Origin of the sequence: Chitinophaga jiangningensis, from assembly GCF_900142605.1 — a bacterium.
GTDB lineage: Bacteria > Bacteroidota > Bacteroidia > Chitinophagales > Chitinophagaceae > Chitinophaga > Chitinophaga jiangningensis.
The window spans coordinates 659779-681207 of the sequence record NZ_FRBL01000002.1; the positions used below are offsets into that span (position 1 = coordinate 659779).

Annotated in this window: 15 protein-coding genes; 4 read left to right on the forward strand and 11 right to left on the reverse strand. The window is 47.8% G+C overall.

Annotated features, from left to right (window positions below):
* Positions 1-248 precede the first annotated feature (248 nt).
* Positions 249-2747 carry a discoidin domain-containing protein gene (locus BUB18_RS29915; RefSeq protein WP_073079393.1) on the reverse strand — a complete coding sequence of 833 codons (2499 nt, stop codon included), beginning with the start codon at positions 2745-2747 and terminating at the stop codon, positions 249-251.
* A gap of 399 nt (positions 2748-3146) precedes the next feature.
* On the opposite strand from BUB18_RS29915, the gene BUB18_RS07170 reads away from it, so the two are divergent.
* Positions 3147-5264, forward strand: coding sequence for a glycoside hydrolase family 97 protein (locus BUB18_RS07170; RefSeq protein WP_073079589.1), 2118 nt, complete (start codon positions 3147-3149; stop codon positions 5262-5264).
* A 101-nt stretch (positions 5265-5365) separates the two neighbouring features.
* On the opposite strand, the gene BUB18_RS07175 is transcribed toward BUB18_RS07170, so the two are convergent.
* The 8 genes from BUB18_RS07175 to BUB18_RS07210 all read right to left on the reverse strand — a co-directional run bounded on the left by BUB18_RS07175 (position 5366) and on the right by BUB18_RS07210 (position 17243).
* The gene (locus BUB18_RS07175) at positions 5366-6943 is read right to left on the reverse strand and encodes a PKD-like family lipoprotein (protein ID WP_083549482.1); all 1578 of its coding nucleotides are present in this window, start codon (positions 6941-6943) and stop codon (positions 5366-5368) included.
* Positions 6944-6972: 29 nt separating this feature from the next.
* Positions 6973-7794, reverse strand: coding sequence for a DUF4843 domain-containing protein (locus tag BUB18_RS07180; protein WP_073079396.1), 822 nt, complete (start codon positions 7792-7794; stop codon positions 6973-6975).
* A 17-nt stretch (positions 7795-7811) separates the two neighbouring features.
* Positions 7812-9239, reverse strand: a complete 1428-nt coding sequence (locus BUB18_RS07185; protein WP_073079398.1) for a RagB/SusD family nutrient uptake outer membrane protein — start codon at positions 9237-9239, stop codon at positions 7812-7814.
* 11 nt (positions 9240-9250) lie between these two features.
* Positions 9251-12565: a SusC/RagA family TonB-linked outer membrane protein gene (locus BUB18_RS07190; RefSeq protein WP_073079399.1), complete on the reverse strand. Its 3315-nt coding sequence runs from the start codon at positions 12563-12565 to the stop codon at positions 9251-9253.
* A gap of 306 nt (positions 12566-12871) precedes the next feature.
* Entirely contained in the window at positions 12872-14014 is a 1143-nt protein-coding gene (locus tag BUB18_RS07195; RefSeq protein WP_073079400.1) for a FecR family protein, read from the reverse strand.
* A gap of 57 nt (positions 14015-14071) precedes the next feature.
* Positions 14072-14671, reverse strand: a complete 600-nt coding sequence (locus BUB18_RS07200) for an RNA polymerase sigma factor (RefSeq protein WP_073079402.1) — start codon at positions 14669-14671, stop codon at positions 14072-14074.
* A 124-nt stretch (positions 14672-14795) separates the two neighbouring features.
* Positions 14796-16316, reverse strand: a complete 1521-nt coding sequence (locus BUB18_RS07205) for a glycoside hydrolase (protein ID WP_073079403.1) — start codon at positions 16314-16316, stop codon at positions 14796-14798.
* 273 nt (positions 16317-16589) lie between these two features.
* Positions 16590-17243, reverse strand: coding sequence for a YciE/YciF ferroxidase family protein (locus BUB18_RS07210; RefSeq protein ID WP_083549493.1), 654 nt, complete (start codon positions 17241-17243; stop codon positions 16590-16592).
* A gap of 244 nt (positions 17244-17487) precedes the next feature.
* Between BUB18_RS07210 and BUB18_RS07215 the strand changes: the two genes are divergently transcribed.
* Both BUB18_RS07215 and BUB18_RS07220 read left to right on the forward strand, forming a co-directional pair.
* The gene (locus BUB18_RS07215; protein WP_073079404.1) at positions 17488-18093 is read left to right on the forward strand and encodes a DUF2975 domain-containing protein; all 606 of its coding nucleotides are present in this window, start codon (positions 17488-17490) and stop codon (positions 18091-18093) included.
* Position 18094: 1 nt separating this feature from the next.
* Positions 18095-18304: a helix-turn-helix domain-containing protein gene (locus tag BUB18_RS07220; protein WP_073079406.1), complete on the forward strand. Its 210-nt coding sequence runs from the start codon at positions 18095-18097 to the stop codon at positions 18302-18304.
* A 562-nt stretch (positions 18305-18866) separates the two neighbouring features.
* Here the strand turns inward: BUB18_RS07220 and BUB18_RS07230 are convergent.
* Positions 18867-19781 (reverse strand): SDR family NAD(P)-dependent oxidoreductase, encoded by a 915-nt coding sequence (locus tag BUB18_RS07230; protein ID WP_073079407.1) that lies wholly within the window; start codon positions 19779-19781, stop codon positions 18867-18869.
* A gap of 103 nt (positions 19782-19884) precedes the next feature.
* Between BUB18_RS07230 and BUB18_RS07235 the strand changes: the two genes are divergently transcribed.
* On the forward strand, positions 19885-20241 hold the full coding sequence (locus tag BUB18_RS07235) for a hypothetical protein (RefSeq protein ID WP_073079409.1): 357 nt from the start codon (positions 19885-19887) through the stop codon (positions 20239-20241).
* Between the two features lie 52 nt (positions 20242-20293).
* Here the strand turns inward: BUB18_RS07235 and BUB18_RS07240 are convergent, their stop codons facing one another.
* A complete protein-coding gene (locus BUB18_RS07240) occupies positions 20294-21424 on the reverse strand; it encodes an efflux RND transporter periplasmic adaptor subunit (protein WP_073079410.1) in 1131 nt (376 codons plus the stop codon).
* Positions 21425-21429 lie beyond the last annotated feature (5 nt).

Consider the following 21429-nt stretch of genomic DNA (forward strand, 5'->3'; position numbering starts at 1 on the left):
CGCTAACCAGCGGTGTAGAGACGCCTCGCAGGCGTCTATCAAAACACAATCTCCGCTAAAACCTATTCCACAATTATATCTTGTAGAGAATAAATTTTAGCGGAGATAATTGTGGAGATTTACTTGCGCAGACGCCTGCCAGTCACTACTTCGCAAAATAAAATGGTTACCAAATCTCAATAATTATTTGAAAAAACCATTGGAAGCACTATAATCCCCAGCAACAAAATTTTGTTCCACTTTACTTTTTACTGCCTGCTGATACGACCAGTGCTCAACTTACCTTCGTTGTTAAGAATCAGCAGGTAATTGCCACTGCTTACATTCGATAACGGAACCGCGAAGGTATGCTTTCCTGCCGGCAGCTTCCCGCCAACAATATTGCGGATAAACCTTCCGCTTACATCATACAGGTTCAGCGCCACACGGGCAGGCTGCTTGAGGGTAAACGAAACGGTGGTCTGAAGGCCGGCAGGATTCGGATAGATGTCCAGCTGCTCTGTACTGGTAACAGCCAGCTTTGGTGTGGCCGCCATCACTGCACCGCCTGAAACAGCATCCAGCGTCCCCGCTGTAATCACCTGCACCTCCGCATAACTGTTCCACAAATTACTGCTGTTGCCATGCCCGATGATACGTACATACTTGCCTGATACCGCCGTGAAGTTGAAAGTTTCCAGTGCAGTGGTAGTCCCGCTGCTCACCAATCCGGTGGCCGCCGTAGTAAGACTGCTGGTGTCATTCCCCACTTTCACATCAAAAGTGCTGGTGCGGGTATTACCGCTGAAGAAGGCGATCTTAACACCGGTCACACTTTGCGTTGTACCGAGGCAGAGCTGTATCCACTGACCGTTGCCATTAGCGGACCAGCGGGTGTTTAAATCATTGTCCAGCACGTTGGCAGGCACATTGCCATCATCCGCACTGGCAATCACCGGCACGCAGGAGGAGCCGGTAACCACCTGCACTTCTGTAAAGCTGTTCCAGGCATTTACGCTGTTGCCATGGCCTACAATGCGTATATATTTTGCAGATACCGGTGTAAAAGTGAACGTTTCAAGCGTTCTGGAAGTACCGCTGCTGGTGAGGCCCGCAGCCACCGTAGTAAAACTGCTGCCGTCGTTGCTGGCGAGGATATCGAAAGTGCTTACTCTGCTATCGCCATTGTAAAAAGCAATTTTCACTGCGGAAACAGATACCACACTGTTCAGGCAAAACTGTATCCATTGGCCGTCGCCACTGGCAGACCAGCGGGTGAGCGTATCCCCGTCCAATACGTTGGCTGGCACATTGCCATCGTCAGCACTGGCGCTGGCAGGCACGCAGGTACCTACAGGCGTGTCGGAGCCGTTTACGCCCACCATGGTGCCGTCCAGGATACGGGCAGTTACTGCCGCGGTGGACACCTCATCAGCACCGATATCAAATGTACCACTGCGCGACTGGCCATCCATATCTGTATTCAGTGTACCATAGCTGCCAGTAGCAGCATTGATGGCAGGGCTACCGCTCTGTAAATGGAAGGTACCTGTAGCATCCCGCGCCAGCAAAGGATTTGCCGTAGTGTAAGTACCGGAAGGCACTGCGCCTGCACCGCTGGTATTATACAGGATATTACTGCCCCAGGTGGCATTCGTATAGGGGCCGGCGATAGAAGCCGCCGGACCACCACCCTGGATAATATTATTTACAAACGTGGTGTAAGTGGCGCCTAAACCACCGGTGCGGCCAGACTGAACGTAGTTGGTAGGGCAATTAACGAGCGTGTTAAATGCGATTACACAGCGATCCGGCCGGTCGTGACTGGTGAGCGCTGCTCCATCCGCCACTTCCCCATCGCCATTACCGATGTTAATACCCGGACTGCAATTTTCGAAATGGTTACTGTATACTTTATGGTCATCGCCAAAAATGCGGATGCCCTGCGTGTTCAGGAAATAGTTGCCATACACGTTACAGAAATTTCCATGTCGCAGGGTAAACTGTGAAACGCAATCCCTGATAGTGTTGTAGCGTAATGTTACTGCGGATGCCTTGATGGAGATCATTTCATTCTCTCCCTGACAAGCCTCAAACACATTATACTCTACTATACTATTGGAAGATGATAAGCTATAGCCGCTCAGCCCAAACTGTAATGTTTCAGCGCCATTGGCGGTTTGCGGCTGCTGATCGTAAAAATAATTGTGGTGGATATGCAGGCGCTGCGCGATCTGACTGCCGCTGCCTCTTACTGCAATAAAACGGCCCATCGCATCTTTATGCTGGAAAGTGTTGTAGTCCACCTCGTGATCACTACCGTTGAGCAACAGGTTTTCCCCATCACCCGGTGTTTCAAAAAGGTTACGCGTCCAGCGGCAAAAACTGGTACCGGTAGCCATGGTGGCCTGACTAGCACTGAATTTAAATTTGAATCCTTTGATGATGATATACTTCGCAGGACTCACAATGTTAATACCTGCAGTACCATTGATTTCCACTCCGCCAATTGTTTGCGCCTGAATGGTAATGGGCTGTGAGGCAGTACCCTGTTTGCTGATGGAGATGTCGGTGCTGGCAGTGTACACACCATTGGCCAGGATAATTACATCGCCCGCTACAGCATTGTTGATAGCAGTTTGCAGGGCGGATAGGGAACTCACATTAATAGTGGCCGCAGACAATGGTAACGCGGCAAATACAGAAAGGAGTAATAAGAGCCACTTGCGGGCACTACGGCATGACCGTGAGTAAAGAACGGGAATCATTTGGGTGATTTTAAATAATGATAGATTTTGGTTTACACAACAGCGCATTTGTGTGACGGGACTCACACACTATTCTCATAAAGTGGAACAAAATTTTGTATACTAAAAATAGTAAAAATCAGGATAATTGCAAACGATTGCAATAATTGGCAATTTTAGGCCGTAATATAATACCATAAAGGATTTACAGCCAAAACAACCACTAATACTCCTTTCGCTGTTTACGGTATTTTTTTAACCGCTGCTTTTACGGGCAATTTTTACCTGGTACTAACGACATCTTTTCTTATACAAACAGCACACTTCCTTATACACACACAAATGGCGGTCACCATCAATTATAGTAGTTTTCAGGTTTGGGAAACTGAGCACAAAAAAGACAAATATCCAAGTATCAATATGAAGAAGTACATTTTATTGATTTCCACGTGGTTGCTATGTTGCTGTATCACCTATGCGCAGGAATTAAAATCACCGAATGACCAATTTACCATGGCCTTTAGTTTACTCAATGATGGCACTCCTGCCTATCAGCTGAGCTACAAAGGCAAACCAGTGATCAAACAAAGTACACTGGGCCTGGAATTGAAAAACGACAAGCAGTCGCTGCTCCATGGCTTCAGCATTACCAACACCACCAACAATAAGGTGGACGAGAGCTGGAACCCGGTTTGGGGTGAGGTAAAAACCATCCGTAACCAGTATAATGAAATGGCTATTACCCTCAACCAACAGGAAACCAACCGCCACATCATTATCCGCTTCCGCCTCTTTAACGACGGGCTGGCCTTCCGCTACGAATTCCCGGCACAGAAAAACCTGACCTACTTCGTGATTGCTGAAGAACATTCGCAGTTCGCCATGACTGGCGACCATACAGCCTTCTGGATTCCGGGCGACTACGACACACAGGAATACGACTACACCACCTCCAGGCTCTCTGAAATCAGAGGGCTGATGAGCAAAGCCGTAACACCTAACGTATCACAAACCACCTTCTCCCCAACCGGCGTACAAACATCCCTGATGATGAAATCCGCAGACGGTATCTACATCAACCTGCACGAAGCAGCACTGATCAATTACTCCTGCATGCACCTCAACCTGGATGATAAAAACTTTGTGTTCCAGTCGTGGCTTACCCCTGACGCACAAGGTAACAAAGGTTATATGCAGGCGCCCTGCCAGAGCCCCTGGCGCACCATCATCGTGAGCGATGATGCCCGCGACATCCTCGCCAGCAAAATGACCTATAACCTCAACGAGCCTGCGAAAATCAAAAATACCGACTGGATCAAACCAGTGAAATATGTAGGTGTTTGGTGGGAAATGATTACCGGAAAATCCACCTGGTCGTATACCAATCAATACCCAACTGTTCAACTGGGCACCACTGATTTTGTACATGCCAGGCCCAATGGCACCCACGGTGCTAACACCGCTAACGTGAAAAAGTATATCGACTTTGCAGCCGACAACGGCTTCGATGCAGTACTGGTAGAAGGCTGGAATGTAGGCTGGGAAGACTGGTTCGGCAACTCTAAAGATTATGTGTTCGACTTTGTAACGCCATACCCTGATTTTGATGTAAAAGGTCTGCAAGCCTACGCCGCATCTAAAGGTGTAAAAATTATCATGCATCACGAAACCTCCGGCTCCGTGCGCAACTACGAACGCCACATGGATACGGCCTATAAATTCATGCGCGATAATGGCTACAACGCCGTTAAAAGCGGATACGTAGGTAACATCCTCCCTCGCGGTGAACACCACTACAGCCAGTGGATCCTGAACCATTATCAAACCGCCATTGAAAAAGCGGCGGACTATGGCATCATGGTAAACGCCCACGAAGCCGTACGCCCTACCGGTATCGCACGTACGTGGCCCAACCTGATCGGCAACGAAGCTGCCAGAGGTACCGAGTACCAGGCGTTTGGCGGTAATAAGCCGAATCACGTCACCATCCTGCCGTTTACCCGCCTCGTTGGCGGCCCGATGGATTATACGCCCGGCATCTTCGAAATGGACATCGATAAAATCAATCCCGATAACCATTCGCATGTCAACAGCACGCTCGCTAACCAGCTGGCTTTATATCTCACCATGTACAGCCCCCTCCAAATGGCTGCCGACCTGCCAGAACACTACATGCGCTTTAAAGACGCTTTCCAGTTCATTAAAGACGTAGCGGTGGATTGGGACGACAGCCAGTACCTGGAAGCAGAACCCGGTCAATACGTGACGGTAGCACGTAAAGCTAAAGGCACCGGTCAATGGTTCCTCGGCAGTGTACAAGGCGATAATGCCCGCACCTCCAATATCTCCCTCAGTTTCCTGGAGCCAGGCAAAAAATATACAGCTACCATTTATGCGGATGCAAAAGATGCACATTATAAAACTAACCCACAGGCATATACGATTAAGAAAGTAGCTGTAACAAGTAAATCGAAGCTGGCTACTTACGTAGCGCCGGGTGGTGGCTATGCTATTAGTTTTGTGGAAGAGAAGAAATAACTTATCTGTTTGTTTAGCGCCATTTATCCCTACGGGATGAATGACGCTAAACGCGAAGGAGGAGGCCATTGGCCTCCTCCTTCGCGTTTAAATAAGGATTACTACTGAAATAAATAATCCGCTGCTACCACCTTACCCAACCCACCCAGTGTATAATACACCGTAGCCGGCACCGGATCAGTCGTCACTCTCAATATATCCACCTTACCGGAAATATCAGGCATGGAAGGATCATACACCCCTACCTGGATACCAATAACAGCCGGCTCCAGCTGCTCCCGCTGCACCGGGTTAGTGAGCTTCGCCACATCAATCCAGCGCAATAGTTGCGGGTTACTGCGGGCTTTCAACATGGTAATCTGGAAGTTGGAAGGATACTCCCTGTACACGAGCACCTCTTTGGTATCCGCATTGTAGCGATATACTTTGTTGCCTGCGGCATAAAACACATATCCAAACCGCTCGTCGGTGGCAAACATAGTCGCCTTACCAATATCCGGCAGCTGACTGATTTCATCGAACGACACCGGCGTAGCAGTGCCATCGGTGTATATCCAGCTGAGGCGCGCCAGGTAACGCTTTCCCTTGCCGTTATCAAATACGGCGTAGCCAAGGCCGCCCTGTACCGGCGTATAACCCAGCCATACGGCATCCATACCTACATTACTGGGGTCAAAAGAGCCATTACCTGGCGCCAGCAGCTTCACATAGTTATAGTTTTCGCCGTCATGCAGCAGTAAGCGCTTGTTGGTAATATCAAACATCAGGCACTGCATGAAGATCGAGTTATAGATCGTAGCAAATAATGGCGCAATGTCAAATACCTGCCCATTCATCTGGTTAATCGGCACATCAAATGCCTGGATGCCCGAATAGTAGGACTTAAACATTTTCTTATCCTGGTAAGCATATCCGGCGCCGATATATTGTCCCTTCACCCATTCCGGATGCTGGCACATTTTGCTGATCGCTTCCTTCTGGAAATTGTACTTATCTTTTTTCCAGATAAAACCATCCGTAATGTTGATCTTCTCAATCTTATCAGTAGTGCCCACGTAAACCCAGGTTTTTGCCCTCGCCTCGGCCGGTGCGATGGTATTAATCCAGATGCTCATGAAGGTAGGCTTGCCGCTCAGCACCAGCGGCGTTGCATCCGCAGGATCACTGAGGCGCTGGCTAAAATCCCGGTAGGTTTGCAGGTACGTGCCCAACGAGGCAACGTCTTCCTGGTAGTAGTCCAGTCGCGCCGCACCTTTTACTTCCGACAATACAAACCAACCCTGCGGCTTTACTGCACCTACCACGGATATCTTAAATCGCTTCTGCCAGATAATACCCGTGGCGTTTTCCGTTACCTGGTAAAAAGCATCGTAAACACCTAATGAGGCAGGAATGGTGACTTTCAGGTTTCTTTGCACCGACAAAATCTTATTAGAACTGGCGCCGGTAGTGCCAATCAGAATCCACTTGTAGGAGTAATCACTTTCACCACCACCTTTGGCAAAGATGATCTCCGGAACCACCGAGGCTGTATCTCCGTTTCTTACCATTACGGTATCCGGTATACCTTTGATCTCTGCTGAATTAATGGCCACATAATCGTAATTACCAAGATCCTTATAACATCCTGTGCTCATTAGGAACAGGAAGGCAGCCATCAGTATATAATGAATTCGCATAGTACTGTTTTGTTTTTCGTGAGATGTTATTATCCTTGCGCACTCGGTCCCATCGTAATCGGCTTACCGTCAGAGGTAGTATAGGTGCGGCCTTCGGTGGCTTCCTTTGCAAACCACCACACCATATAGCGCGACCATACAAACCAGTTGTTACGGTCAAAACCTCCTTTTGGCATAATGGTGAAGTCGGTCATTTTCAGACCAATGGCTTTCATCATCAGCGTCACTTTCTCCGGACTGTATTCTCCAAAAAAGCTGAGTGTACCTGCCGCATAGGTCGTATTTGTCCAGAGATACGGTTTGCTGGTACTGTTATCCGCATATAGGGTATACTTCAATAAATTGATGGAATCACGGTAAGACGTATACGCAGTTTTGGCAAAAGGCATATTGATAAACAGCTCAGGGCCGCCGGCCAGCTGAAAGTCCAGGCGCAGCGGCTTCGCTATCATGAACTCATTACGGTGCACTGTAATCTGCAGGCTGTCTATATACTTACCGGCACCAATTACGGCCCGGGTAATTGTATAATCGCGGCCCTCCTGCATAGTGGTGGAATCCAGTGTCAAAAGCCTGTAAGCACGGTCATGATCAGCGGCCTTACCGGTAATTTGAACGGCAAACGATACCACACTGTCTTTCACCTCCGCCGGGAAAAAGCCCATGCCCACCCAGAAATAAGTAGCCGTATCCGTTTGAAAAACGGCACTGGACGACTTACGGGAGGCATCAAAGAATTGCTTCAGGTAAATGTTGCTCTGCGATGCTTCCTGGTCAAACAGCTCCAGTGGCTGTTGCCGGCAGGCTCCCAGCAGGCAGGCAATCGTTATGATAAAGATGATTTGTTTCATGTCTCAATCAATTTTAATTATCTGGATGAGATTTCAGAATCCGGGTAAGCAAATACAAAGCGCCCCGATGCTATATCCAGGTTACCATTAGTAGTGTTGGGAGTAGGTACCAGCGTTATATTTTTACGCTTATAATAAAACCATAACTGCCCTTCACCGATAAACTCCTTGCGGTATTCTTTCTGAATCTCCGCATCCAGCCTGGCAGGATCTGTGATTTTAGTGGTAATCCCCCTGGCGGCAATCACCGTGTTCAGGTAGTTCAGTCCATCCGCCGGGTCAGGATCAGCTTCCGCCGCGATGTAATACACTTCACTCAGCCTGATCAGCGGTTGCAGGTAACGCATCGTATAACCGGCTACCTTTACATCCTCATACTTCCTGAAGCTCCGGTAACCCAGTGGCGAGGATAATCGCCACAGGATACTGTAACGGAAATCTTCCAGCTTACCCTCGAATACTTTATCTGTAAAATTCTGTGTAGCCGGCGCCGTTATCTTTCCTCCTGCCAGCACGCGGGCATCCGTGAGGTTTTCATCATACAACTGCGTCTGATAGCTATACAACTGTTTGTTATAAATTCCAAACAACACTTCGGTAGCAAATACTTTATCCGTACTATCCTGGTTCAGTTTAATATTATCAGGATTTACCCAGGGAAAGAGTTTCGGATTATTAGCCGCGATCACTTCCTTTGCTGCGGCAAAGGCTGCGGGCTTGTTGTTGCGATAGAGGTACACCCGCGCTTTCAGGGCCTTCACCGCAAAAAGGTTCATACGTAAATTGTTGTAGCCTTTATAACCTGCTGTGGTCACCAGGTCTGTTTCCAACAGCTGCTCTGCCTGGCTGATATCCCTGCAAATCGAATCCATCACCATCGTTGCCGGCAGGAAATCGCTCACATTCACACTCACTTTATCATACACCGGAATGGAAGCTTTAACTGAATCCGCCGAAGTATAGCGTGGCCCCCACATGCGCAGTAAGTCGAAATACAGGAAGGCACGCAGTGCCAGTGCCTGGCCCTTGTAAAATTTAATCCTGTCCGGTGCTATGTTACGTGCGTGATCTATATTCTCTATAAAATTATTTAAGTTGGCCACCGCCAGGTACATACCATTCCAGATATTCTGTAAATCCCCGGCCACCGCGGCATCCGACTGATTTATGGTGGTATACTGGTACCAGGTATAGCTGCTGTTGGTACACCAGTAGTTTTGTGCAAAACAGTCCAGCACCGTCATCGTCAGATTTTTGCCGTACAGCGCAGAAGTAGTCATCTGCGCATACACGCCCGTTAATGCATCGGATACATTGTTTTCCGAATCAAATACCGCTTCCTCTGTTATCCTGTCTTCCGGCTTTACATCCAGCCATTTACTACAGGATGTAAACAGCACAGCCAATAACAGCAGCGGCCCGAAGGTGGTCTTTAATATCTTCATAATCATAATTTTTAAAGCAGGCTGGCAGACAGCGTGAAAGAAAAGGTTCTGGCATAAGGGTAGCTGATACCGCGTTCCCGCTTAATGGTGGAAATACGAAACAGTTCATTGGTCATGCCCATCAGTCGAATATTGGCCAGGTGCATACTACGCAGCCAGGCCTTGTCGCGGAACGTATAGGTAAGGCTGGCCGACTCGAGCGAAAAAGTATTTTCTTCCTGCATAAACCGGGAGCTCATATAACTCTTATCGTAAATGCTCACACCTTTAAACTGCGTTACATCGCCGGGCTTTTTCCAGCGCTCGTACAGCGCTCTTTTATCCTGGTTGTAGTTCGCCATTTTATCGAAACTGATGTTTTCCACTTTGTCGTACAGCGCACTGTTAAACGCATCCTGCCCCTGTATGTATCGGCAACTCAGGTTCAGCTGAAAATTTTTGACGGAGAGGTAGGAGCTCAACACGCCTTGCAGCTGCGGGCGGCTATTCCCCACCACAATACGGTCCTTATAGTCATAATCATACGTTTGGGTACCATCTTTTTTCAGGAAGATTTCACGGCCGGTGCTGGGATCAATACCCAGGGACGGCACGGCCCATATATCATCCGGCGCATATCCATCGCGGTACTGCACCAGTGAATTTGATGCTCTCAGCTTATCATTTACCGCCCCGAGATATTTATCGAGGTCACTGTAACGGGAAGTGTAGTGGGAGCCGGTGGCGGACAATGTCCAGGTTATTCCTTTCTGCTGGTTAGCAATCACACTGTAGGAAACTTTAAACTCCTGGCCTTTGGTGGTAAGTGTACCGGCGTTAAACGGATAATTGGACAAGCCGGTGGATGCAGGCAGGCTCACCGCAATTACCAATGGGGACGTACGTTTTTCGTAATAATCGAGCGTTAGTTTTAACCGCCCGCCAAAGAAACCAGCGTCTATACCCGCACTTTTTTCTGCGGTATTCTGCCACTGCAGGTTCACGTTACCTTTTGTAGCCAGGTTCAAGCCAACCGTATTAACATAGGCGGCACCGTTATAGACGTAGGTAGATACAGAACTGAATGCATTGAAGTTCTGGTTACCGGTAACACCGAAGTTGGTGCGTAGGCTCAGCTGACTGATCCACGTTGTATTTTTCAGGAAGCCTTCTTTCGCGAGGTTCCACCTGGCACCTACGGAATAGAACGGCGAATATTTATTAGCGGTGCCGAAGGAGGTGGAACCATCGTATGCAATAGTTCCATCCACACTATAACGGTTATCGTAGGAGTAGTTTACACTGGCCAGTATTTTATTTTTTCGGGAGATGTTAGTGACGTAGTAGGGTAAAGAGCCCTGTGCATAGTTAAATGCAAAGCGCGGATTACCGTTGGCCGTATTGGGAAAGCCTTCCAGCCGATAGCTTTCCAGCTGATTTTTATTCTCAGAAATATCACTACGGACATTGGCGTTAATCATATGCTGGCCTAACATCTTATAATAAGTCAACATCAACCAGGCAGCATAATTAAAAGAGCTGGTTTTAGCATTGGCGTAGGTCCCTTTTTTTGAGGGGTCAGTTTGCGCAAATGCCAGGTCGCGCGGGCTGGTATACACTTCGTTTACCGTATTGGTGGTGGCCAGCTGCAAGGCACCGCTGATGCGCAGGGCATCCGTAACATCCGCGGTCAGCCCCAGGTTATTGGTGATATTGAGCGATTTATTTTTGTCGTAATTACCCAGTGCTACCGCATACATTGGGTTCTTCACCCAGAGGTTGTTGGTGTTTGCATTGGTTTTATTTCTTGTTTTATCGAGATAGGGTTCATACGCCGGTAATTTTTCATAGTAAGGGTTTGTGTTTACCCAGGTAGAAAAAGTACCGTAGGGAGATTCGGCGGACGTGTAACCGGAAATAAAGGTACTGTTGGAGATATTCACTTTCCCGGTACGATAGCCCAGTGTGAGTCTGCCGCTCCATTCATTTCGGCCGGAGCCTTTCATTACGCCCTGTACTTTACGGTAGCTGCCACCTGCATCAAATGTAACGGGTCCTGAACCACCGCCGGCATATAGCGAATGGCGTTGCGTAATGCCTGTGCGTACCGGTTCATTGAGCCAATAGGTATTTACCCCCCGTTCTACATCCTGGAGGCGGCGACTATACAGTGAATCATAATAGAGATATTGATCCATAGCTCCATCAAAAACGCCGTTGGCAATATACCTGCCGGCGAGCTTTTCAAATTCCAGTTTTTCACGGGCGTTCATCATGTTATAGCTGCTCAGGTCAGGTGCATCTACTGATAAATCCGAAGTATACGTCATGGTTACCTTTCCGGCACCGGCACGAATGGTTTCTACCACCACTACTCCGTTGGCGGCGCGGCTGCCGTAGATTGCCGTGGAGGCAGCATCTTTCAGAATAGTAATAGAGGCGATCCGGTTAATATCCAGGTCTACGATCTGGCGCAGGGTAGCTTCAAATCCATCGAGTATAAACAGGGGCTGATTGGGGTCGCCGGCAAACTGGTCGCGCAGGTTGTTACTCGAAATGGCCGACTGTCCTCGCAGTTCAATCGTTGGCAGTACGTTGGGGTTGCTGCCTGCGATGTTGTTTTCCATCACAAGGAAGGAAGGGTCCAACGTCCGTAGGGCCTGTACTACGTTGTTGTTGCTGACAGTCTTCAACTGTTCACCGCTATAAACCGCTGTGGAGCCGGCGAAGCTATTTTTATTACGTGTAAACATCCCCGTTACTACCACTTGTGATAAGCTCTGGTCCGTGGTTTTGAGCGTGATTCTCACAACAGATTTGCTACTGGCATGAATGGTTTGCGTTTTAAAACCGATGGAGCTGATTTGCAGCTGCACATTATCCTGGTCCGTTTTGAGTTCGAAGGAGCCGTCGGTGCGGGTAGCCACTCCCATGGACTGGCCGGCCACCGCTATGCTTGCGCCGGGGATGGGTTCACCTTTTTCATCCGTTACTTTACCGCGGATGATCACCTCCTGCTGTACCGGCACCGGTACGGGCGCAGGAGGCTCCTCATCTTTTTTGCGAAGCACCACGGTGTTTTGGGTGATACTGTACGTAAATGGCTGGTTTTTGAAACATACTTCCAGGACCTCTTTCAGCGTGGCATCCTGGAGATGAAGATCCACCTTTCTGGACTGGGCCATCAGGTCATCGCGATATACAAACGTATAACCGGTTTGTAGTTTAATTTCTTCGAACACCGATTCCAACCGGGCCGCGCGGGCCTCGATGGTGATTCGCTGTCCCATCGTTTTTGCACTGATGTGCAAAGCAAAAAATAGTAATAAGCAGGAAGTCAGCTTCATTATGCGTCCTATTTGTCTGATATTCAGAAAGTGCCGCCTACTCTCCGTTATTCCGGGGGGCACGGCTTTGCCTTTTGCAAGTAATTGCATAGATTTGAATGTGTTTGGTTAGAAATAACAATCTTCCGGATTGAGAAAGCATACCAGACCCCTGCCGGGAATACTGCGAATATTTCCGGCTTTTTTATGAGTATGCCTGTCTGTTAACTTTGCTGGCTTTAATGAAAGCGGCGGATGTTCTTTTCTTTTGGTTGATACATAATTGCTGATTTTGATTGATGCTGATAAAATGGTTGGTTTCTGCTATTAATACACTACGATAGTTTGTTCTTTCAGTTCACAGCGGATGCCGCTGTAGTTCATGATCTTCAGTACTTCGGCCAGGCTGGTGCTGCGTTTAAACTCTCCTGACATGAGCACCTGCGGGATAGCTCCTTCATAGGAGATATCCACATTATACCAGCGGGCAATCATATTCATTACTGCCGGCACTTCCATGTTTTCAAAAGCGATCATGCCATCTTTCCAACTGGCTATTTTATAGGCGTTTACTTTTTTCAGGGAGATGTGGGTGCCGCTGTTCACTACGGTACCTTGCTGATTGGGCCTTACTACCTGTTCTTTTTCTGCTGTATTTATTTTTACCGCGCCGGTAAGCACTGTAGTGCTGATCTGATGATCATCACTATAAGCGTTGATATTAAAACTTGTGCCGAGCACCTCGGTGGTTACTGTGCCGGTGATTACTTTAAACGGCCTTTCCGGGTTTGCTGCCGGCTCAAAAAACGCTTCACCTTCCAGAGTCACCACACGCTCGCTGCCGCTAAAAGCGGCGGGATAATGTAGTTTAGAATCGGCGTTGAGCCAAACCTTACTGCCATCGGGCAGTTGCAGCGTGTATTGTCCGCCGCGGGGTGTTACCAGTGTATTCATGCCCGTAGTGGCGGCGGCGCTGTAGCGCAGGGTGCCGTTATCCTGCTCTATGGCCTGCTCCCCCTGTACAATCGTTTTTCTGGCACTGTCCAGCTGCAGCACCCTGCCATCGGCCAGGGTAAGCGTGGCTTTGTTTCCTCCGGGTACGGCCATGGCTATACGCGAAGGTGCCGGCGGCTGGTACAGGGATAAATATGCAATGGTTGAAATAATCAGTATACCTGCCGCCGCAGCGGCCATCGTGAGCAACTTCCTTATGCGGCCACGGGGCGCCGCTACCGGCTCCTGCTGCAGGATGGCGGGCAGCAATGCCTGTAATCGCGCTATCACTGCCGGGTTTACCTCGCTGGCCCCTGGCATGGACGCCAGCTGCTCTTCGATCAGCGCAACCGTTTCAGGGTCCTTCGCCACAGCGGGAGAACCCAGCCAGCTGATTAGTGCAGCCGTATCTGCCGGTGTACAGGAATCTGTTAACAGCCTGTTGAACAGGGCTGCTTTATTGTTTGGTTGACTCATCTTACTATAATGACAACGGAGAAAAGAAATGGAGGGGGTGCCGGCAAGGTATTTTTTTTAATTTTTTGTAACCACATTAAAAAACAGCAGTAATAGCAACACTTTGCCGGGGTCATTACCCAGGGAAGTGCGGATCTTACGGTTGGCTTCTTTCAGGTATTCTTTCACGGTGTATATGGAAATGCCCAGCTGTTCGGCAACTTCGCGGTTGGTAAGTCCATCAATACGGCACAGGCGATATACCTTCGCCTGCTGCGGGGGCAGCCTGTCCAAAAGCTCATCCAGCATTTCCTTACTGTCCTGGTAATGCAGTGCCTCCTCGATATGTGAATACTGGACTTCCACGTGTTGACGGAACTGGTCCAGCTTTTCCTTATCATGTTGCAACTGCCGGAAGTAATTTATGACCCTGTTTTGTCCGGCCCTTACGAGGTAGCCGGCAAAGTTGGCAATTTGTATCTCCTTCCTGTTTTTCCAGATTGCAGAAAAAATCTCCTGTATAATATCCGTGGTGGCAGCTTCATCTTTTATCATGCCCTGCACTACTACGTATAACCCAGGGCTGTAGTGGTAATACAGCGCCGTAAAAGCCGCCTCGTTGCCCACCCGGAGGTCGGACAGCAGTTGAGCTTCATTGGATAAGGATTGTACAGTCATGATAAGTTTTATAAGCTACAGACAAATCTACTAATTGGCGGCTCAAGTTGTTAAAAAATCGGAAAAATAAAAAGCCTGTTGCCGTAAAAGCAACAGGCACTTGTTTCACCAAAAAGGAGCAGGACTACTGCAAAGTGCTGGTACCAGTAAATGTTACTACACTACTTGCTGGTACATTTACTACAAACCCACCTGATGCGTTAGCATTCACAGGGGTTGTAGCCGCCCAATGCGCTGTGCTGGCAGCAGAAGTCACATAGCCGGTGAGGGAGCTGGCTGCAAAGCCACTTAACGCTACGGCGCAGTTAACAGGTACAGATCCGGTATTGATTACCACCACGCTGAATTTACCCGTGGCAGGGTCTTTATAGGCCGACACACGAAGGTTGCCGTTATTGGATACGCTGGCAGCAAAACGGAAATAACCTGGACGTACAAACCGGGAGAACTGACCCATTACATCGTAGGTTTTAGGAAACTCCAGGCTACCGTCTGACCTGGTACAAATCAGCGCTTCGTTGTTCTGAAATGCCAGCATACCCAGCCAGTATACGTAAGCATTTACGTTACACTCCGCCAGAAATTTATGCATGCTGGTGGCAAGTTTCAAACCCATTGCCATGCTGGCATCATAGGTACCGGCATCATCAGAGGCTTCTGTTACCCAAACAGGTTTGTTACCGGTAGCGTAGTTCCAGATGGAAGGATTTTGATTTAATCCGCGGGTGCCTACAATCAGGTCACCTATTTCCACATAACCATGCCCAGCCAGGATATCCACATTGCTTTTATCCATGGAAGAAAGGAAATTGTTAGCAGTGCCCCAGGCAGCATTTTCTGAAGAAATAATTTTTACTCCATTGAGGCCCTGTGCATTTAAAGCCGGACGCAGGTTATTGGTGATGAATTCGCCCAGATGTGCAGCCGTCCAATAGCTGGCAGGCCAGTCGGAGAATACGTTTTCCGGCTCATTGCTTGGCGATACGCCGTACAGGCTCACTCCTTCATTCTGGTAGCCTTTTACAAAGCCAGCTACATAATTGGCAAAGGAACTGGAGCAGCAGCTGTAATTAAGCCCGTTAAACCACTTGGCGCTTACTACGCTGGTATTGGTTTTCATGCTGAGTGGCGGCGTCCAGGTGCTGGCAAATGCAATGGGCGTACTATAGCGTTGCTTCACCGATTTCATAATCCACAGCTGGGAAATATGTGTTTTCTGATCTGCGGTAAGCCCGGTATAGGCGGCGGCTGTTGGGGATACATCAATATCTACCGTGGCAGGTTTGATGGTAACCGCGCCGGTAGAAGAATTGAATGGATAGGTGTGTAATACTTCCCCGCGGATCATGTTGAGCTGCAGGCCACTGTTGCCCCAGAGCAGGTCCAGGATGCTGTCGCGCTTCGGTGATTCAAAGAAAGGAGTAACACGACCGGCAAAAGCACCGAAGCCATCAATTTTCTGATAACCCTGTGCCCAGTTGAGGGAAATGTTAGCGCTGTCGATGCCTGGCGTGGAAGAGGCGATCTGTGCTTTAGCGCCGGTAATTTTTTCCAGGTTGCCCTGGCTGGCATCTTTAGAACAGCTAACGCCGAAAAGAGCAATGATTGCTGGCAGCGCAAGCTGCCGTACGTAGTTGTTTTTCATTATTCAATTTTGGGTTTAGAGAAAAGGATATTGCGTAGGGTTACACCCTTGGGTAATGCTCTGAATAAATAACGCGGACAGCACAGCTCTTTTCGTAACTAAATTTAAATGGAAAAAACAGGAATTACTATTTTGGGAAATGGCTGCAAAAGTTTGGATAAAAAAGTATCATTACTTCTAATAAGCAAAGAGGTCCACCGCCAACGGCGGTGGACCTCTTTGCTTATAGTGCGGGCCATAGGCCCGCACTATAAGCAAAATAAAAAATCAGTACTACTCCTCACTGGCTTCCTCGTTAATAGTACTGGTAGCGATCTCTGTCAAAGCCACATCCGTAGCTTTTTCATTTTCAAGAGTTTGCTCCAGTAATTCCATTACATCCGTATGACCCATGTTTTCTGCAAAAACACGTAAGGTACCATACGTAGCAATTTCGTAGTGCTCTACTTTCTGGGCAGCCAGGATCAGGGCAGCGTCGCGCACCATAGAACCCCCTTCGGTATCTTCTATAATGCTCTGTGCTTCTGAGATCAAACCTTCCATAGCATCGCATTTTTTTGCCTGCGCTTTCTGACCCAGCAGTTCAAAAATCTGTTCCAGGGTTTGCACATGCGTTTGTGTTTCCTCTGCATGTTTTTCAAAAGCATCCTGCAACTCCTCGCTGGTAGCGGCTTTCTTCATTTTAGGCAATGCTTTGGTCAATGCCTTTTCTGCCCAGTATATATCCTTCAGCTCATCAACAAACATCTGGTGGAATTCAGAATTTTCCATTTGTTCGGAACGGGCGTTAGAACGGGAAGACGAAGCACGTTTAGCGGTGCCATTGGAGTTAGACCTGCCGGTGGATTTGCTGGTAGCAGCAGAACGGGAGTTAGTACCGGATTTTGAGCGAGAGGTAGTTTTAGATGCAGCTTGTGATGTAGCCATAAAAAATGTTTTTTAAGGTTCTCAATATTTTTCTAAAAGAAAAACCAAATTGCATGCCCTTGTTATAATGCCATTATTTAGAAAGGAATCCTTACCTGATAAAATAAAAATCATCATGAAATATACAATTCATTCATTTTCAACAAAATTCCCGCATAACAATAATTTTTTATCGTTTTTCGATAAATTTATGTTGTATTTTAATAAATAAAAAATATCTTCGTTCTATTAAATTTCACTGCTCATGAAAATCAAACACCTCATTACAATTCTCAAATTCATGCTCATACTGGGGTTCATAATTGTTGGCGCCTCATTAATATTCATGCTCTATAATTTATTCACGGGAAATACGAACAGTCGTTACCTTACAGCCACATCCTATGAAATGCAGGCCTTTGGCCTAAAAGAGCAGCCGGTTAAATTATACAGTGCTGATTCCTCCATATCCTATGCGCAGCTAAATGATCACTATAAGGTAACCCTTGAAAAAAATAAAACGCGTAATGCACTACCCATGCTATTATCTATCTTCCGGTTGTTGACAGCACTGGCCATTATGTGGATATTTCTGCGTATACTGAAGGAACTGGACCTCAGCAGGCCTTTCCATCCGCGGATTGTGCGTTACGCTAAAATAGCGGCAGCGCTGTTTATATTCACGGATGTACTCAACCTTGTAGAATACAATGTGGTAAACAGCATCGTACACAAGGCAGTACCAGTCCCCTATCTATCTTATCTCAAGGAAATCGGCAGTAGCACTATTACTGGTGTGATCACGTTCCTGCTGGCGGTAGTATATCAACGCGGTGTTCAATTACAATCAGATCAGGATTTAACTATTTAGTATGGCCATTATCGTAAACCTCGATGTAGTGATGGCCATGCGTAAGATGTCGCTCACAGAGCTCAGCGAAAGAGTAGGCATCACCCTCTCCAACCTGTCTATTCTGAAAACAGGCAGGGCAAAGGCTATCCGGTTCGAAACACTGGAAGCTATCTGCCGCGAGCTCAACTGTCAGCCGGGCGATATCCTCGCCTATCAGCCTGATGAATAACCATCGCAATGGTATAATTCCTGTGCACTTTTTAAGTAAAAAACACATGGAAAAGCTATCTAAAGCCACCACGGATCACAACACTATCCGGGAGTGGTGGAATCCCGTGAAGGCAAGCCCGCACAGGTAAAAGGCACCGGAGCCAACGGATAAGCAGGTGTATTGCGCATCGATTTCCCGCACGGCAACAATACACTGGAACACATATCATGGGATAAATTCTTCGAAAAATGTTTCTGTTTCAGGATGAAACCTCAGAAGGGGGAAACCAGTTATTTTAATAAATTGATTTATGAAGAGGATAGTGATAAAAAGTAATCTCCGAAAATGGCCGGCACCTGCGGTGCCGGCCATTTTCGGCTTTAGCAGGCGCCAAAAGCGCCTGCTAAAGCCGAAAAAATTCAGGCAATAATAACAAAAGAATATCCTTTGCTGCTTACCTGCTTATGCTGCTTTGCGAGAAAAAAAGACAATACATAATCCTTATACCTCTTTGCGAGAAAAAATCAAGTGAGGAATTCTCTCACTGAAGAGCTCCACCAACCGGGCAATTCTCTACTCATTAATTCACATCCTGATGTAAGTCCCCATCCAACTTCCGCGTTTCATCATTAATAAATTCCCGCTCCTGCCTGCTGGCACTGTGTTCGGGCAACTTTTCACCTTCCGCCTTCTCACTGATTTCATTCAGCTTGCGGGCATTTTTTGCGGCAGCAGTAGTACCCAGTAAGTCACTTAACCATACATGCATTTTTGTTTTTGCACCTGATATAATTTTACGCTCCCCCTTCATCAGCGCATCATATCCATCTTTTGCCACTTCTTCCGGTGGCGCCAGTTCTGATTCCCTGTAGGTAACGGTATCTTCCTGGTGCGCCTTATGAAAGAAATCCGTATCAGTAGCACCCGGCATCAGTACGGTAACCGTAATGTCAGTATCCCGCAACTCCTCTGCCAGCGCGGCGCCAAAGCTGATCACAAATGCTTTGGTAGCAGCGTATACGGACAAAAGCGGCATCGGCGTAGCGCCTGCCTCCGAACCCAGCAATAAAATTTTCCCGGAATTACGGCGCACCATATCCTGTAAATAAAACTTGGTGAGCGACAACAGCGAAATAATATTCAACTGCACAATGTCTATCTCCCGCTCCAGCGGCGTTTCTACAAATGGCCCCCACTCGCCCTGACCGGCATTATTCACCAGTACCTCTATATCGATATTCATTTTTTTAGTGAGTCCATGAATTTCTTCGGCGGCGGCAACAGTAAACAGGTCTTTGGCTACCGGCGTTACTTCCACGGCATAGGCCAGCTTCAGCTGGTCCGCAATATCCTGAAGGCGGTCCTCATTACGGGCTACAAGGATCAGGTTGTAACTGTCAGCAGCAAATAACTTCGCCAGTTCATATCCGATACCACTCGTTGCACCAGTGATTAACGCATATTTGTTTCTGTTTTCTACATGTATTTTTTCCATAGATTCTTTTATTTCCACCTTAACAAAACCAGCGCCAGCCCGCCTAGCGCTGACGCAGCTACATATGGCGCGTTCTTTGAACCAGCACTGTTAAAATACTTTTATGACTAAGCATACTAACGCCAAAAAACAAGACACCATCCAGGAAAAGGTGCAGCCTAATACCGCTGATTACCAGCAGGCAAACAAAAATCCAATGCAAAAACCGGAAACCGGACTTAGTAGGGGACCATTAAAGGGAAAAGACCAGACAGACGATGAACTGGCGGCAAAAGCCAATACCACCCCGAAAAATGGCCCTAAAACAGGAAAACAAAAAAATGATGTAGCGGACGAAGAAGATATTTCTGCAATAGATGAGATGGATCCCGACCTGGATGAAGAAGACCTCGAAGAAAATAACCTATCCGATGAAGAGGCAGATGATATAGAATGGGATGACGAAGACCCTGAGAAATAAAAAAAGCACGGGGAAAGATCGATCTTTTCCCGTGCTTTACATACCAGTGTATTTACTCATCTTCACCAGTATTCTTCAATTTCATCAATAACGTATAGGCGTTTTTCGTTACCACCTGTTTTCCGCTGAGGTCCGTACTGATGGCGGTAAACCCATCGAACTGTGTACCTGTTTCAACGGGCAGCATGGTAAACTTATTGGCACCATCAGCCACAAAAACATAAGGCTTATTACCCCACTTTACTACGGCATCATCCGGTACGGCCTGCACCTGGGCGTTGTTCAGGGAAATTTCCGCATTCATAAACATGCCCGGTACCAGCTTTTTATCGAACTGATTAAAGTGGCAGTGCACTTCGCTGCTGCGGTTTTCATCCACATTCCTGTTGATGAGGTGAACGGTAGCCGTGTATTTTTGGGAAGGGTTGTTTACTGCATAGCAGGTAATTTTTTGTCCTTCGGAGATGTGATCGATATCCTTTTCAAACACCGTCAGACTCAGGTGGAGGTCCGCCGGGTTAATGAGTTCAAACAGCACATCCGTAGGGCTTACGTAGCGGCCTGCGTTTACATTTACTTTGGTCACGTACCCGGAAATCGGCGAATAGATGCTGGCGGATCTGGTTATGTTACCGTCCGATAGCTTATCCGGGTTGATATTGATCAGCAGCAGCTTTTCACGAAGGGCTCCTGCGGTAACGCGCTGGCCTTCGTATTCTGCCTTAGCCTGCTGGAATACCTTATCGCTGTTGGCTTTGGACTCGTTCAGCTCTTTCTGACGGAGGTAGTCCGCCTCTAGGTAGCGCAGCTTACTCTTTGCCATCAGGTAATCCTGCTGCAGCTGAATGTACTGCGGATCTTCGAGGGTGGCCAGCACCTGTCCGCGGCTTACCGGCATACCGGGCAGCAGCTTCATGGTTTTGAGATAACCACCAAGCGGCATGCTTACCGACACAACATTTTGCGGCGGCACATCCACGGTACCGTTTACACGCAGCACTGCTGCCATGGAGCGGGTAGTGGCTGCACCAATTTCAATATTACCATTTTTAACCTGTACCGGTGTGAGTTCTACAGTGGTAGCCTCCACTACGGCAGCAGTGTCTTTAGCGGCCTCCTGTGCCGGCTTTTCACCGTTCTTACATGCAAAGAGCACGCATATGATAGGAATAATCTTTTTCATCAATT